This is a genomic window from Parageobacillus thermoglucosidasius (genome assembly GCF_001295365.1).
In the GTDB taxonomy this organism is placed as follows: domain Bacteria; phylum Bacillota; class Bacilli; order Bacillales; family Anoxybacillaceae; genus Parageobacillus; species Parageobacillus thermoglucosidasius.
The window spans coordinates 1259145-1273347 of sequence record NZ_CP012712.1; the positions used below are offsets into that span (position 1 = coordinate 1259145).

The following is a 14203-nucleotide window of genomic DNA, read 5'->3' on the forward strand; positions in this document are numbered from 1 at the left end:
TTTTTAAACAGACGGGTGATTTTATATTTACTTGCCGTATGCACGCAGACCCCCTCCATTTAATTCCTCATCATTTGCGCGATGATTTTTACAAAGAATACGGGATCCGTATTGAAGGCGATCTTTCACCGTTAAACATGATGAGATTGGAAAAAGAATATGGCGGGCGCATTGAAGATGTCTTGGTCGAGAGAATTTTCTTCTCGGAGAATAAACGAGTCGGCATCGGGACGTTCAGCCCGTCGGACCCGAAATCGCAGGATATTGCTGATCTTACAGGAAGCATTGATTTTTCAACTATTGCCCAGTACGGTTCAGAATCAGATCCGCGCGCTTATCGGTTTGATGGGGAGTTAAACAAGGCAAACCGCGGAATTATGGAATTCCAGGAAATGCTCAAATGTGATGAAAAGTTTCTCTGGCATTTGCTTTCTTTGACGCAAGAAGGGAATTTCAAAGCGGGGAGGTTTGCGCTGATAAGTGCGGATGAACTTATTATCGCGCATACGAACGAAACGGAATATCGTTCTTTTATTGCGAATAAAAAGAATGAAGCGCTTCATTCGCGGATTATCGTCATGCCGATTCCGTACAATTTGCGCGTGTCAGAAGAAGAGCGGATTTATGAAAAAATGATTCGCGAAAGCGATGTCGCTGATGTCCATATTGCTCCGCATACGCTGCGAATCGCCGCAATGTTTACGATTTTAACGAGATTGAAAGAATCGAAACGGCCGGACGTCGATTTAATTAAGAAAATGCGCCTTTACGACGGCGAAATGGTCGAAGGATTTAATGAAGTTGATGTCGAGGAATTGAAAAAGGAGCATCCGGATGAAGGAATGAGCGGCATCGATCCTCGCTATGTCATTAACCGCATTTCCTCATGCATTATTCGCAAAGAAGTTCCGTCGATTAACGCATTAGACGTATTGCGCTCCTTAAAAGAGGGGCTTGACCAGCATCCGTCCATTTCGAAAGAAGATAAAGAGAGATATTTAAATTTTATTTCACTGGCTCGCAAGGAATACGACGAAATCGCCAAGCAAGAAGTGCAAAAAGCGTTCGTTTACTCTTATGAAGAATCGGCGAAAACATTGATGGATAACTATTTAGATAATGTGGAAGCGTACTGCAATAAAACAAAGCTGCGCGATCCGCTGACAGGGGAGGAAATGAATCCAGACGAAAAACTCATGCGCTCGATCGAAGAACAAATCGGCATTTCCGAAAACGCGAAGAAGGCGTTTCGCGAGGAAATTTTGATTCGCATTTCTGCCTATGCGCGGAAAGGACAAAAGTTTGATTACAATTCGCATGAGCGGCTGCGTGAGGCAATTCAAAAGAAATTATTTGCTGATTTAAAAGATATTGTGAAAATCACCACTTCCACGAAAACGCCGGATGAGCAACAGTTGAAGAAAATTAATGAGGTTGTGGCGCGTTTAATCGATGAATATGGTTATAATTCTACGTCTGCGAACGAACTGCTCCGCTATGTCGGCAGTTTGTTAAATCGGTAGCATGCCTTGTGCCAGGCATGCTTTTTTTGCTCGATTAGCGGGAAAGCGTTAAGTTGCTGCGAACGAAAAAATTTGTTGTGTAAAAAGAGAACGGCAGTTTTGTTTTCCAGTGGTTCATGTTTACTAAGCGGAGAGGAAAATTGTATACAATGACTAGGATGCGAACTTTGACTGTCGGGATGGGATCGTGGGAAGTGTCTTAACATCATTTTGTTTACTGGGGAATCCAACGCGGATGGGACAGGGAGGGAATTTTTGCACACTAAGACATGATTGCGGTTGGAGCCGATTGATCGCTTGTCCAATAAAAATTTACATGTTCATTTTCGTAATAATTTGTCAATTATTTCGCTTTTGTGCATAGGATAGAGTAAACAAACTGTCATTGATTCATTATGTTTTTATGGCGCCAACATAAGTATATGCTTCAAAGCGGAAAAATGTGAAAAAAATTTGATGAGGAGGGGGAATAGATGAAGGGGAACTTTGTTGTATCGAAAGAAGACTGGTCCCTCCATCGGAAAGGACATGATGACCAAAAACGCCATCAAGAAAAAGTAAAAGAAGCGATAAAAAACAATTTGCCGGATTTAATTACAGAAGAAAGCATTATTATGTCCAATGGGCGTGATGTCATTAAAATTCCGATTCGTTCTTTGGATGAATATAAAATTCGCTATAATTATGAGAAAAACAAACATGTCGGCCAAGGAGACGGGGAAAGCCAAGTCGGCGATATTGTCGCAAGAGATGGGGCAGAGGAGGGGCAAGGTCCCGGAAAAGGGCAAGGAGCGGGAGACTTGCCTGGGCAAGATTATTATGAAGCAGAAGTATCGCTGATGGAACTGGAAGAAGTGTTATTCAGCCAATTGGAATTGCCAAATTTGCAGCGGAAAGAAGCGGACCAAAACGTAGCGCAACATATTGAATTTAATGATATTCGCCGCACTGGCCTGATGGGGAATATCGACAAGAAACGAACGATGCTCGCCGCATTCAAGAGAAATGCGATGAATGGAAATCCAAGTTTTTATCCGATTTATCGTGAAGACTTGAAATTTAGAACATGGAACGAAGTGGTAAAACCAGAGTCGAAAGCTGTTGTTCTCGCAATGATGGATACAAGCGGCTCGATGGGATTGTGGGAAAAATATATGGCGCGTAGTTTTTTCTTTTGGATGACACGTTTTTTGCGCACCAAATACGAAACGGTCGAAATCGCATTTATCGCCCATCATACCGAAGCAAAAGTGGTGACGGAAGACGAATTTTTCACCAAAGGGGAAAGCGGGGGGACGATTTGCTCTTCCGCCTATCGGAAAGCTCTCGAACTCATTGAAACGAAATATTCGCCGTCGCGTTATAATATTTATCCGTTCCATTTTTCTGACGGAGATAACTTGACATCAGACAACGCCCGCTGTGTCAAGCTTGTGCAAGAACTTATCAAAGTGTCAAACATGTTTGGTTATGGGGAAGTAAATCAGTACAACCGTAAATCCTATACACTGATTAAGAAGGCTTCTGTTTCCGGCAGAAGTCTTTTTTTCTTAACAAATAAGTAATAAAAGTGTATAATTAAATTCAAAAAAAGGAATAAATGATTGTAAAGAGGATGTATTATATTATTAACGAACAATATATAATAAAAATGAATCTAAGGAGTAATGAAACATGAGATTAAAACCTTTTGTTCCTTTAATGTTACCATTAAAGGAACAAATCGTGAACCAGCTTGAATTTATTCGTGAGTTAATTGAAGCAAATAAGGGCATTGTGGAATACCAAACAATGTTAAGAAACTCTAAACTGCATCCTCAGTTTTTACTAAGACCAGTAATGCTTAAAGAAGCGGTTCAATCTACAAAAATTGAGGGTACTCAAGTTACGTTGGACGAAGTAATGGAGGCAGAGGTCCAAACTAAAAAAGCAAATAAGGATATTCAAGAGGCGCTAAACTACTATGAAGCATTAATGGAAGGAATGGATGCTTTAAAAAGCATTCCTATCTCTACGCGCCTTTTTAAATTAATGCATAAAATATTGTTATCGAACAATGTAAGGGGCTCCAATCGTTCGCCAGGGGAGTTCAGAAGAATTCAAAACTTTCTCGGACCCGAAGGATGCACTATTGAAACAGCTACTTATATTCCTCCGGAACCGCAACTTGTGAATGACTATATGTCCAATTTAGAAAAGTATATCAATGATCCTCAAGATGATTACGATGAATTGGTAAGGGTTGCGATTATTCATGCGCAATTTGAAACTATCCACCCATTTCTTGATGGAAATGGAAGAATAGGAAGGATTTTAATACCGCTTTATTTGTACAATAAAGGTGTAATTGACTATCCAAACTTCTTTATTAGTGATGTTTTAGAAAGAGATAAACATAAATATTATCGGTATTTAAATGACACTCGCTATAAAGGCGATTGGACACAATGGATTAAATTCTTTTTAGAATGCATTAGCATTCAAGCTAAGAAAAATGTTCGCTTAATTGAAGAAGTAAATAAACTATATGAAGAAGATTTGGAAAGAGCGAGTTCCATTGTCAATAGTAGTAATATTCGTACTGTAATCGATGTAATGTTCCAAAGACCAATATTTACAGCCAAAACCATGTCTGATTTAACCGGTTTATCCGAGGGAACGATTAGGAGATATCTAAACAAATTGGAAGATCAAAGAATCATTTTCTCAGACGGGAGAATTCGCTTCAAAACATATTATTATTATAACCTTCTTGATAAACTTCGATAAGAAAAAGGCCGTTGAGAAACTTGAATCTCAACGGTTTTATTATATCTTAGGGTAAAGTTGAATCACAAATTGATCTTTTTTCTTCCATTCCGGTTTCCGCAAGTAAGTCGCTTTCTCAAGCACAGATTTGAGAAGACGGTTTTTCTTTTCAACATCGTCTGTGCTGCGATATGCCTCTAACACTTTTTTGACGGACGGAATATACTCATTGATATTCTTTTCCTTGAGCTGCTCTTTTTCTACCTCTTGTTTCAGCTGCTCGATTTCCTCTTGTGTCTGTTTGATACGTTCCATAATGTTTTGCTGCCGTTCTAGGAATATTTCTACAGTGTAAATTCCGCGTTCTAAGAAGTCGTGGAGATTGTTTTTTTGAACGTTCAGCTTTTTCAATTCTTTTTCTTTTTGCTCAAGAGCCTTTTGTTTAAGAGGGATGACAGATTGACTTTCTCTTTTCTCTATCATTTGTTCCTGCACTTCAAATTGATCGACAAACTCAGCAAGTGATTGCAAAATTCTTTCCTCCACAAGCGGGAGTAATGCCCCTTTTTGTACGCCTTTACATTTTGGATTCGCACAACGAATCATATCGTTAGGGCGGTCGGGGCGCGGTTGATACCATATCGTAAAGCCACAAATGTCACATTTCAGAATTCCGGCAAGTGGGTTTGCAAGTGATTTATTTTCAACTGTTGAAGGACGCCAACGACTTTTGTAAGCTTTATTGGCGGCTTCCCAAAGCTCTTTTGACACGAGTGGTTCGTGTGCATTTTCTTTCACATACCAGCGATCTGGAGGCATTTTTTTTCGCACATATTTCCCGTTTTGTTTGACATACCGAAATTTTCCCCACACAATATGCCCCATGTAGGCTTCATTTTTTATAATCGATGTGATAGTGGTGGGCGCCCAAAATGCTCGTTTTTCATCGGGCGGTTTCACGCCAAGTCTGTCCAGTTCTGCCGCAATCGCTTTACGCCCATATCCGTCCCGCATCATCTCAAAGATTTTCACCACTACCCATGACGTTTCTGGGTCGGGGTACAGCTTGAGATTCTCGTCGCGAAGATAGCCATACGGCGGTTTCTTCGAGATAGATTTTCCTTCTGCCGCGGATGCGCGTCGGCCGCGTTGCATACGTTTGGAAATGGCCTTAAGTTCCTCGCGTGCGATAAGGGACTTGATTCCAAAAACGAGTTCCCATGTTTCTGATTCCGGATCATATACTTCTGTAGGAGTGATGATTTTTGTCCCGGAATAGCGGAATGCGCGGTCCAAAATTCCTTGGTCCAGCATATCTCCGCGACCAAGACGGTCGATGTCCATCACAAGAACAGCATCTGCAATTCCTGTTTCGACTTTCCGGAGTAGCTTTTGTAGCTGAGGCCGCTCAGCGATCGATTCTCCGGAGACGACCTCTTCAAAGATATCAATGATGTTGTGCCCTTCTTTCCGCGCAACAGCCAGCAATGTGTCACGATGGCGTTGGAGCGTATCATAAGAAGCCCCGATGTCAGCTGCTTTTTTCTCTTCCTCAATGTCTTTGCGGCTTTTGCGAAGGTAGATGAAGACATCGAGGCACATTGGTCTGTACATAACATCACCTCTACACAAGTATATAACCGACCATCCTCATATATTTCGTTTGGTGACTGCAAAAATTCCAGAAACTTTGTAGAGCTTATGATTCATATTTTTCCTCCTTCCTCCTGGTTACATTTCGACAGGTAAAAGGAAAATCCTGACGATAATTCTCGTATGTGAGATGACATTAGAATGTCAGCAATTGATTCCCGTGCTCCGCATAAACATGAACAAAGGGGGAATGCGGGCATGAAGGAATTTAAATACGGCAACACGACTGTTATTATTCACTCCCCACTCGTTCTTATGAGTCCCAATGAACGGAAAGAGTGGTTCGAAAAGGAATGGGAAAAGGGAAATCCTATTTTGAAACAGATCGCCCAGGCGGTTATTGATTGCTACAGAGCAAAAGAATCCAATTAAAGTCCTCTAATATACAAGCAAAATCGCAACATTTCACAGCACGAGAATGGCAAACAGATATTTATGAACTTTTGTAGGTATAAAATTGGACATCACATTTCCAACACTTTCGGATAATTGGATTTGCCACTTAGTCATATACTGCGCAGTGAAAATGTTGTTATTAGTAAGGATTTGTTAATCAATACTGCTGATAACTTTCATAAAGCAAAAGCGGCCATACTAAGAAAGGCCGCTTTAAAAAAACTATCTTATGCTATTTTGCGGAGTTTTTATAAAACGAATTAAAAGTGCAGTTCCTGTAATGTTTGAAATTATGCTTATGCCAAGCAGTACACCCCATAGAAAGGTAGGCAAGGTAAGAGTTAATGATAACATTAAGAAAATGAAACCGAGTGATACGAAAACAAGACCTATATTTTTATTATTCAATTTCATCACCTCAATGTTGTATATTATAGCAATTATTTCCGATTTTTATTTACGGTTAATCAATAAATGGGTTCAATAAGTAATTGATCATAAGTTGTTCCGTTAATATCGCACCTGATTCGGAAGCGTTGTTTTGCCGAAGATTTAACCAACAGAGTACAACTAATACTAGGAATCCAAATATTGGTTCGACAAAACTCAAACTTGTAAGGGCTGTCCAAACTTCAATACATTTGTCTTTATTCTAACAATATTTTACAGATTAGGCAACCAGAAATACTAAGATGAATGATTAATAATTTATAAAGAAAGAAAAATGACAGTTGTGTTTCCAAGAAAAAAACTTAAGGGGGGAACTAACGAATGAATCAGTTATCACAAATATTCACATATAGAGGCAATCAAGCGCTTAAGCAAATGGGAACGGGCAATTGTCAATCAGAGATTATATGAAATCAACAATGGGATGGGAATGAGTGAAAGCAAGTGCTAACGGTTGAAAGCACGGGCTTTTTATCAGTTGGCTTTTGCTTTACGGATTGAAGTGTACAAATAAGTGGGAAATCATTAGTAAACGTATCAAAACTTGGGTGGTGAAATAAGATTTATCAGTCATCTTTTGTTTTTGGCAATCATTCTTACAAACAATTGTCCAAGCAAATAAATATTACCGCGCCATCTCTTCCTACAACAGTAAACCAACCGCTATCATTGGAAGAAACTTTGCAGCGAGAATAACAGATACAAGCGTTGTCACTAAGTTCATTAAAAGAATAAAAATGACCCTGATATTCTTTGATAAAATTCCAACTATAATCATAGAAAGTATGAAACCAAACATAAGAAATGGAGCTTCTTTTCCTTTTGTTATATTGTCCGTATTCATAAAAATGGAAAAGGAATGGTATAGGAATTAAAGATAGCGCAAACCAAACCAATTTCATAAAATCCCTTTTATTGTTATTCCAATGTTTCATATGCAAAAGCCTCCATTTGCAATAGCAATCATAAAATTACAAAATAATAGTAATGAATCCTTTCCAATATTTCCTCCACAACCTATTGAGAATGAAACAAGAGGAAGCACAGTATGGTGCAAGAAATTTTAGTTAGTAAAGGAGCGTTGGAGTTGGAGTGAAGTTTTTCCATGATATTAATAAGGATAAAGAATATTCCTTGAGCCTTATTTGTTATTCAATGTTAAACATAATCACCCTAGGAAAAATAAGGTTTTTCCGTATGAAAATAGTTGAATTGAAAAGGAGGCTGAATGAGACAAAAAGGCTTCGTTAAAACAAGATTACCAGCACTTTATTGGTGCTTCAGCTTGCTGGCTTTGTCGGCAAGCTGAGACTCCGATATAAGGTTTTATGTATTTTTGTTTTCTTTGCGTTTATTTCTGAAGTAACGAATTATCGTATGTGTATAAAAACACTGCAACTAAATTGCCTATTCCGCGAACGGGTGCCGCACAGTATAAAATCGGCAAATTTGTTAAATAAAATGCGTTGCAACAATGAAGTTTAGTGTTTTATGTAACAAGAGCAAAGGGAAAAAAAGTATCCTTTGTGGAATTTTATAATGGAAATGGTGCATTTATTGGTGCCACATCAAAAGAGGGAGGAGTTAAATATTGGAAAGGCTGATATACAGGTGCTAAGCGGGTCTTTAAGTAAAAGGCTATATAAAGCTTCTTGTTAATTGGCAGAAAGATGACAGACTATGATGCTTCAGACATGCGCTATGATGATAGCATGGATGTTTTATGGAAGCCGGGCGTTACCCTGATCGGGGGTGGCGCTTTGTTTCATTGCTGATTTTTTTCAATAGGTGTTTTTTATCCATTCGTCAGTGAAACAACTTTTTGTACAAGAATATGATCATTCCGCATGCCAAGGTAACTCCTAAAAACGACAATAGGTATGATAAAGGGCTTATAGCAACGCCAAATGTTACTTTATTTTGGAGATGATGCGCAGATTGCCATGCGTTTTGAATATCTGGTTTGTATGATATTGTTTGGAAATAACCTGATAAAAATGTGCCTAAGAAATACAAGATATGAATGAATAAAGACAAAATTAATGCTTGTATTACTATCTTCACCTTCACACCGCTCCTAGTACAAGTTTTGCTTCACGAAAGAAATTAGCATTATTATTATTTTAATAAAAAAGAAAAATATTCACAATAGTTACAACAGTAAAAAAATAGGTTATAATCATTTTATCATTTACTTTTTTGTAAAGAAGGGATAATTAATGAACAAAAGTAAAACAGAAAAAAATACAAATAGAAACTTGTTGGATTGGTTCATATATTGCCTTTTAACACTGGCAGTTGTACGATTTGTCGTTCAATGGTTTAATTAGCTTAACATTCGTTACCCGGAACTTGGCGGAACAATGATGCAGGAAAATGCCTCCTTTTGCCGAATAAAGCGGAGAAAGGTTACCGGGCTCCTTAAATGAATTGTCCTGTATCATTCCATGAAATAATGAAAATGGCAAAACAAAACGCAATGTTTTGATAAAAAACATGCATAGTTATAATGAGCGGCAAATAAAGTTGTTAAAAAACTTCAGCCAGGGGGGCGTTGGAAATCGAAAAAGACGAAAAATATATAAGAGCGAAAAAAAGGGTGAAAAATCTAAGAGCATTTTATATTCATTTAATTGTTTATATTTTAGTGAATGCCATGCTTTTTGTGATTAACCTAATTTCTGGTGCCGGTAATTGGTGGTTCCTATATCCACTGGTAGGCTGGGGAATCGGAGTTATAGTACACGGCGTATCAACCTTGGCATTTGGCATATTCGGTGAAGAGTGGGAAGAAAGAAAGATAAAAGAATATATGGAAAAAGACAGGTAGAAATGTTCGGCTGCTGCTATGTTTGTTAAGAGTTAAAAGTTCAACAACTTTATTGTCAGCGATCAAGTTAAGCATCCTTCGGGGTGCTTTTTTATTTGGAATTGATTGTATTGACAGTTGCAAAAAAAGCCAGGACGCAAAACGCCCTTCTCATTCGAGAGGGGCGTTTATTTTATGAATTGGCTATGTTAGAGACTATTATTGATTGATAAGCAACGAATTAAAGATTTTTCAATTCTCTTGCCAATTTTGAGCTGCGAAATCCTTTTTGGCGAATAAAATCTTTTATTTCCTCTATGCTTTGATAGGAAAGGCGAATGTGGTAGTAATTGATATGTTCAATTATGGCGAAAACATAAAGAAAGACAAACCAATAAAAATCAATAGGAAATACTTTGAACTGATATATCATGAACAATAATCCCATGGAAATCAGGAGAAGGTTGAACCTTTTAAAAAATGCAAAAAGCCGCAGTTGATGATAAGGTAAATGAGAGTAACATTTTCGTTGGACTTGTTTCCATTTAAGAAACCAATAAAAACTGCCTTGAAGCAAGATAAATTCCAGTAAAATAAATGCATATAAAGACGAAAATGAAGTTAAGTAGGGTTCTGCCCACTCAAAAAGTTGTATATACATAATCCATATCAATGCAAATATAACAGCAGCAGATAATTCCCCGATAAATAAATGGAATAACTTTCTTTCAACCTTTTTTTGCATCTAATCCCCCATTTTCAGCAATGATTATTGCCATTGATACGTTCTTAACGACTGATAAGTTTCATCGATCGGGAACAACATTCAGCTTGCTGGTTTCTTTGCATTTTCTAGGCTTTTAGAAGCATTCAATAAAGCTACCCCGCCAATTATTAATATTAAGCCAACTAATGTAATGATGTTAAATGGGTCTCGCCATAACAGTACACCAATTAACGTTGTTAAAGCTGTCCCTATTCCTGACCAAAGAGCATAAGCCAAACTTAACGGAACGGTCTTAAGGCATAATGATAAGAAATAAAATGATAATCCATAACCAACGATCACTCCAATGGAAGGGAATATATTTGTAAATCCTTCTGACAATTTAAGCATTGTCGTACCGAACACTTCGCTGATAATGGATATTCCTAACGCAATATAGCCTTTCATGTTATTGCCTCCGATTCGCTAAAGGTTAATGAGAGCCGCCGCTTGAGAGTTTCAAAGCAATAACTCCGCCAGTAATTAGAACTAAACCAAAAAATTTTTTAAGATTAAAGCTTTCTTTATAAATGATGACACCGACTAACGCAGTTAAAGCTGTCCCAACACCTGACCATATAGCGTAAGCTGTGCCCAGTGGTATTGCTTGAAGAGATAAAGACAGGAAATAAAAGGATGCACTATATCCAATGATGACTGCGATGGAGGGGAGCCACTTTGCAAATCCGTTTGATACTTTTAGCATCGCACTGCCAAACACTTCACTGATGATGGCTGCCGCCAAAATGACATATGGATTCAAGATGAATTCCCCCTATTTGGTCATATTTATCAATTGCTGGATTACTTTTTCACGTAATTTGTCATCTAACGGAGCTATATTAAACAGTTCTGAGTAATAAAGGCCATCTATTGCTAACCGGATAATCGTTGCGGTAACAGGGTTTATATTGTCCTGTTCCACTTTGTTTTGTATATAATCACAACTTTGAGATATATTTTCTAATAAATCTGGATTTAACATAGAAGCAGCAATTATTCCAACATTAAGCTCGGCATTATGCTCCAAATCCCATTTGGATGCTTCAATGAAAGCACGGCACCATTTCCCTTTTTCTATTGGATCTTTCTTAGCGTGTTCTTCCAATCGCATCGTGAATTCTTCGAAAATATATTGTGCCAACCCTATCAATAATGCTTCTTTATTTGGAAAGTGATATAATAAACCTCCTTTACTGATTCCTGCTTGTTTTGCCACAGAATCTAAAGTTAATGCATTAAAACCATTTTTGAGAATGAATTCTTTTGCAGATTTTAAGATATGCTTACGCTTGATAGCAGCTTTTGATTCCACATGTCTCACTCCTTATGCAACAACCATCCAGACGGTTTTTTATTTATTATACCGTCCAGACGGTTTTTTATCAAACTGATACTGCTTTACGTATTCAACAACCGGGTGCGGTGCTTAAATAATATGGGCATCGCCTTGTTATCTGGCAAATGGTCCAGTACTTGCCTTGAGCAGACTCTTTCTTCACCAGTGGGTCCTCATCCGGGGGAATTTACTAAGATAGCGATGAATTCAGTAAAATGAATAAAAATATGCGTTTTTTATGAAAGCGATGATCTTTCGTATTGGTGAAATAAAGATTAAAAAAATCCTGTGAAAGTAAATATTCCATACCGCACATATAATTTTATTAGCTAATATTAATATACAGAAGTGTATAGGATATATAGTTGTATCAGTACAACCGCCACTCAACGCTGATGTCTGCTTATAAAAACATTAAAGACGAGAAATTCCGGTATTATATTCTCAAACAAAAATCTGATGTGTTTCATGCGATGAAAACATTCTTTCGCAAAGAAGAAAGCAAACAATTTGTATAATTAGGTGATGCAGACAGTAAAGCATCGCGCGAATTAGTTAGAAAAATACGGAATCTCTTAAAAGAAAATCCGACAAAAAATTTTGAATCTTATGTCGGAGGCCAATCAGCAATTGGAGTAGATTTTGATCAACGAATTTTCAATAATTTACCTATGATTATCGTTACGGTTTTTGTAATTTCTTTCGTGGTTTTGATAGTGTCTTTCCGATCAATTCTCCTTCCAGTAAAAGCGTTGGTGTTAAACTCTCTCGTTACACTGGCGAGTATGGGAATGTTAGTAGCTGTTTTCCAACAAGGCAACTTCCGAGAAGCGATTAATTCGATTACTCCTGTTGTATTGTTTGCCGTTTTATTTGGCCTGTCTATGGATTATGAAGTTCTCATTATTAACCGAATTCGGGAGCTGAAAGACGAAGGGATTCCTACTATAGAAAGCATTGTAAAAGGTATTTCCGAAACCGCCGGCCTTGTTAATGGAGCAGCTGCCATTATGATTGCAGTGTTCGGGGCATTTGCCATGGTGAAAGTTCAAGTTGTTAAAGAACTGGGATTTGGTTTGGCAATCGCTATTCTTTTAGATGCGACTGTGATTCGTTCTGTTCTAGTTCCTGCCATAATGAGAGTACTTGGCGAAGCGAATTGGTGGTTACCGTTCCGCTTTGCCGTCCCGATTAATAACCGAAAAAATGTAGAAACTGAGGAGGGATTATCTTGATCTGCGCGATTGGACTTCCTAATGTTCAAGGTAACCAAGAGGGAAATTTGGCACAATAATCACAAACAAGATCCCGTTTCCTGCTGGAAACGGGATCTTGTTTTTTGAAGAAAATTTAATTGGAGGAGCTGGTTGCTGCTGCTTCTTCGTCCGGCTTTGCTGAATCCGTTTTCTGGATTGTTTCAATCATCGCTAAAATAGGCGCGAGCTCTTCTTTGTCTTTTGGTGTTTGAATCATCACCAGCATAGGGACAGGGCTGCTTGTGCCGATGACATGAACTGTCATGTTGTCCGAATGCGCTGTATACCAAGCAGCTCCTTTCAGCGATGCTGGAAGATTTGCGCTATCTTGGCGAGCAGCGTCAGAAGACACTGCTTGCGCGTGTTCTTCTGCCAGTTTCGCATAATTTGTTCCGTTTTCTTCCGTTGGCAGGAGGCGGATTCTGACGAAACTGTCATTGCGCAGCAACACATCGGAATGCGGCTCTTCAGCTTCGAGTTCCCAACCTTTTAGCACATATAAAGAAAATCCTTGGTTATCGCTTGTTTTTAAAGTGGCCGTTTCTTTCACTTCTTTTCCATCTGCTGTATAAGATAATTGCATTTCAGAAGGGCGTGCTTCTTGTTGTTTGCTTTCTCCTGCGTCAGTGGCGCTGTTTCCTGAAGAGCTGCTTCCGTTTTTAGAAGAGGGTTGGGATGTTTCTGACTGCCCTGTTTGATCCGATTGCGGCGTTTCCGTTTGTTTTGTGTTTTGGCCAGATTGTGCCGTTTCTGTTTGGCTTGCGTCCTTATTAGAAGGGGTTCCTTGTTTTACTTCGCTTGTTTCTTTCGTTCCACATCCTGATGCAAGGGCGATAACAACGGCGGCAGTGATCCATGGTTTCCATGTAAATTTCATCTCGCATTCCTCCTTAAGTGCTATATAGTTTATTATATCATTTCGAAACATGAATGAGGAATGCTGCGGCGGTTGGCGTTTTTACAATACGACAATAGTCATGGGAAGGCTTATATAGCGTTAAGACACGCGTTTATAATAGGAGATTTTTTTGCAAACGCTACAGAACCATTGCTGCCCGTTTGTCTGGGTTACATGAACAATGTTTTGAACGGATCGTTTTCATTATAATATTCCTGCTTCGCCTGCGGGCTGGCTTCTAAGGCGATATAGGCTCCGATCCATTCTACCGCACATAAAAGCAAAATCAGTAATATTCCGCTGATCATCGCATCTTCCCCCTTTATGTTGTTTGGAGATACAATAATGTATGAAACGCGTTTCAA

General features: G+C 38.5%; 12 protein-coding genes and 3 pseudogenes. 7 read left to right on the plus strand and 8 right to left on the minus strand.

What is annotated here, in order from left to right; genetic code table 11:
- Positions 1–32: 32 nt before the first annotated feature.
- The 3 genes and pseudogenes from AOT13_RS06230 to AOT13_RS06240 form a co-directional block, all read left to right on the plus strand.
- Positions 33–1523, plus strand: a pseudogene (locus tag AOT13_RS06230) (PrkA family serine protein kinase); the annotation flags it as partial.
- 473 nt (positions 1524–1996) lie between these two features.
- Positions 1997–3025: pseudogene (gene yhbH, locus AOT13_RS06235) on the plus strand (sporulation protein YhbH); the annotation flags it as partial.
- A 172-nt stretch (positions 3026–3197) separates the two neighbouring features.
- Positions 3198–4292, plus strand: coding sequence for a Fic family protein (locus AOT13_RS06240; RefSeq protein ID WP_003252751.1), 1095 nt, complete (start codon positions 3198–3200; stop codon positions 4290–4292).
- A gap of 39 nt (positions 4293–4331) precedes the next feature.
- Here the strand turns inward: AOT13_RS06240 and AOT13_RS06245 are convergent, their stop codons facing one another.
- A complete protein-coding gene (locus AOT13_RS06245) occupies positions 4332–5885 on the minus strand; it encodes a recombinase family protein (protein ID WP_013401579.1) in 1554 nt (517 codons plus the stop codon).
- A gap of 237 nt (positions 5886–6122) precedes the next feature.
- Between AOT13_RS06245 and AOT13_RS20395 the strand changes: the two genes are divergently transcribed.
- On the plus strand, positions 6123–6296 hold the full coding sequence (locus tag AOT13_RS20395; RefSeq protein ID WP_013401578.1) for a hypothetical protein: 174 nt from the start codon (positions 6123–6125) through the stop codon (positions 6294–6296).
- A 1070-nt stretch (positions 6297–7366) separates the two neighbouring features.
- On the opposite strand, the gene AOT13_RS06250 is transcribed toward AOT13_RS20395, so the two are convergent.
- Complete coding sequence (locus tag AOT13_RS06250; RefSeq protein ID WP_035502390.1) at positions 7367–7705, minus strand: hypothetical protein; 339 nt, start codon at positions 7703–7705, stop codon at positions 7367–7369.
- 1625 nt (positions 7706–9330) lie between these two features.
- Here AOT13_RS06250 and AOT13_RS06255 point away from each other — a divergent pair.
- Positions 9331–9600: a 2TM domain-containing protein gene (locus AOT13_RS06255; RefSeq protein WP_042386107.1), complete on the plus strand. Its 270-nt coding sequence runs from the start codon at positions 9331–9333 to the stop codon at positions 9598–9600.
- 220 nt (positions 9601–9820) lie between these two features.
- Here AOT13_RS06255 and AOT13_RS06260 read toward each other — a convergent pair whose 3' ends face one another.
- From AOT13_RS06260 to AOT13_RS06275, 4 genes are all read right to left on the minus strand, one after another.
- Entirely contained in the window at positions 9821–10324 is a 504-nt protein-coding gene (locus AOT13_RS06260) for a hypothetical protein (protein ID WP_013401575.1), read from the minus strand.
- An 81-nt stretch (positions 10325–10405) separates the two neighbouring features.
- The gene (locus AOT13_RS06265; RefSeq protein WP_003252740.1) at positions 10406–10753 is read right to left on the minus strand and encodes a DMT family transporter; all 348 of its coding nucleotides are present in this window, start codon (positions 10751–10753) and stop codon (positions 10406–10408) included.
- 25 nt (positions 10754–10778) lie between these two features.
- On the minus strand, positions 10779–11108 hold the full coding sequence (locus AOT13_RS06270; RefSeq protein WP_013401574.1) for a DMT family transporter: 330 nt from the start codon (positions 11106–11108) through the stop codon (positions 10779–10781).
- 12 nt (positions 11109–11120) lie between these two features.
- The gene (locus AOT13_RS06275; protein WP_042386099.1) at positions 11121–11660 is read right to left on the minus strand and encodes a TetR/AcrR family transcriptional regulator; all 540 of its coding nucleotides are present in this window, start codon (positions 11658–11660) and stop codon (positions 11121–11123) included.
- 395 nt (positions 11661–12055) lie between these two features.
- Here AOT13_RS06275 and AOT13_RS20950 point away from each other — a divergent pair.
- Together AOT13_RS20950 and AOT13_RS06280 are read left to right on the plus strand one after the other, a co-directional pair.
- Positions 12056–12202 (plus strand): annotated as a pseudogene (locus AOT13_RS20950) (sporulation protein YhbH); the annotation flags it as partial.
- A 45-nt stretch (positions 12203–12247) separates the two neighbouring features.
- Positions 12248–12919 (plus strand): MMPL family transporter, encoded by a 672-nt coding sequence (locus AOT13_RS06280; protein WP_080695399.1) that lies wholly within the window; start codon positions 12248–12250, stop codon positions 12917–12919.
- Positions 12920–13034: 115 nt separating this feature from the next.
- On the opposite strand, the gene AOT13_RS06285 is transcribed toward AOT13_RS06280, so the two are convergent.
- The gene (locus AOT13_RS06285) at positions 13035–13817 is read right to left on the minus strand and encodes a hypothetical protein (RefSeq protein WP_013401572.1); all 783 of its coding nucleotides are present in this window, start codon (positions 13815–13817) and stop codon (positions 13035–13037) included.
- Between the two features lie 191 nt (positions 13818–14008).
- A complete protein-coding gene (locus AOT13_RS20405; protein ID WP_013401571.1) occupies positions 14009–14146 on the minus strand; it encodes a hypothetical protein in 138 nt (45 codons plus the stop codon).
- Positions 14147–14203: the final 57 nt, after the last annotated feature.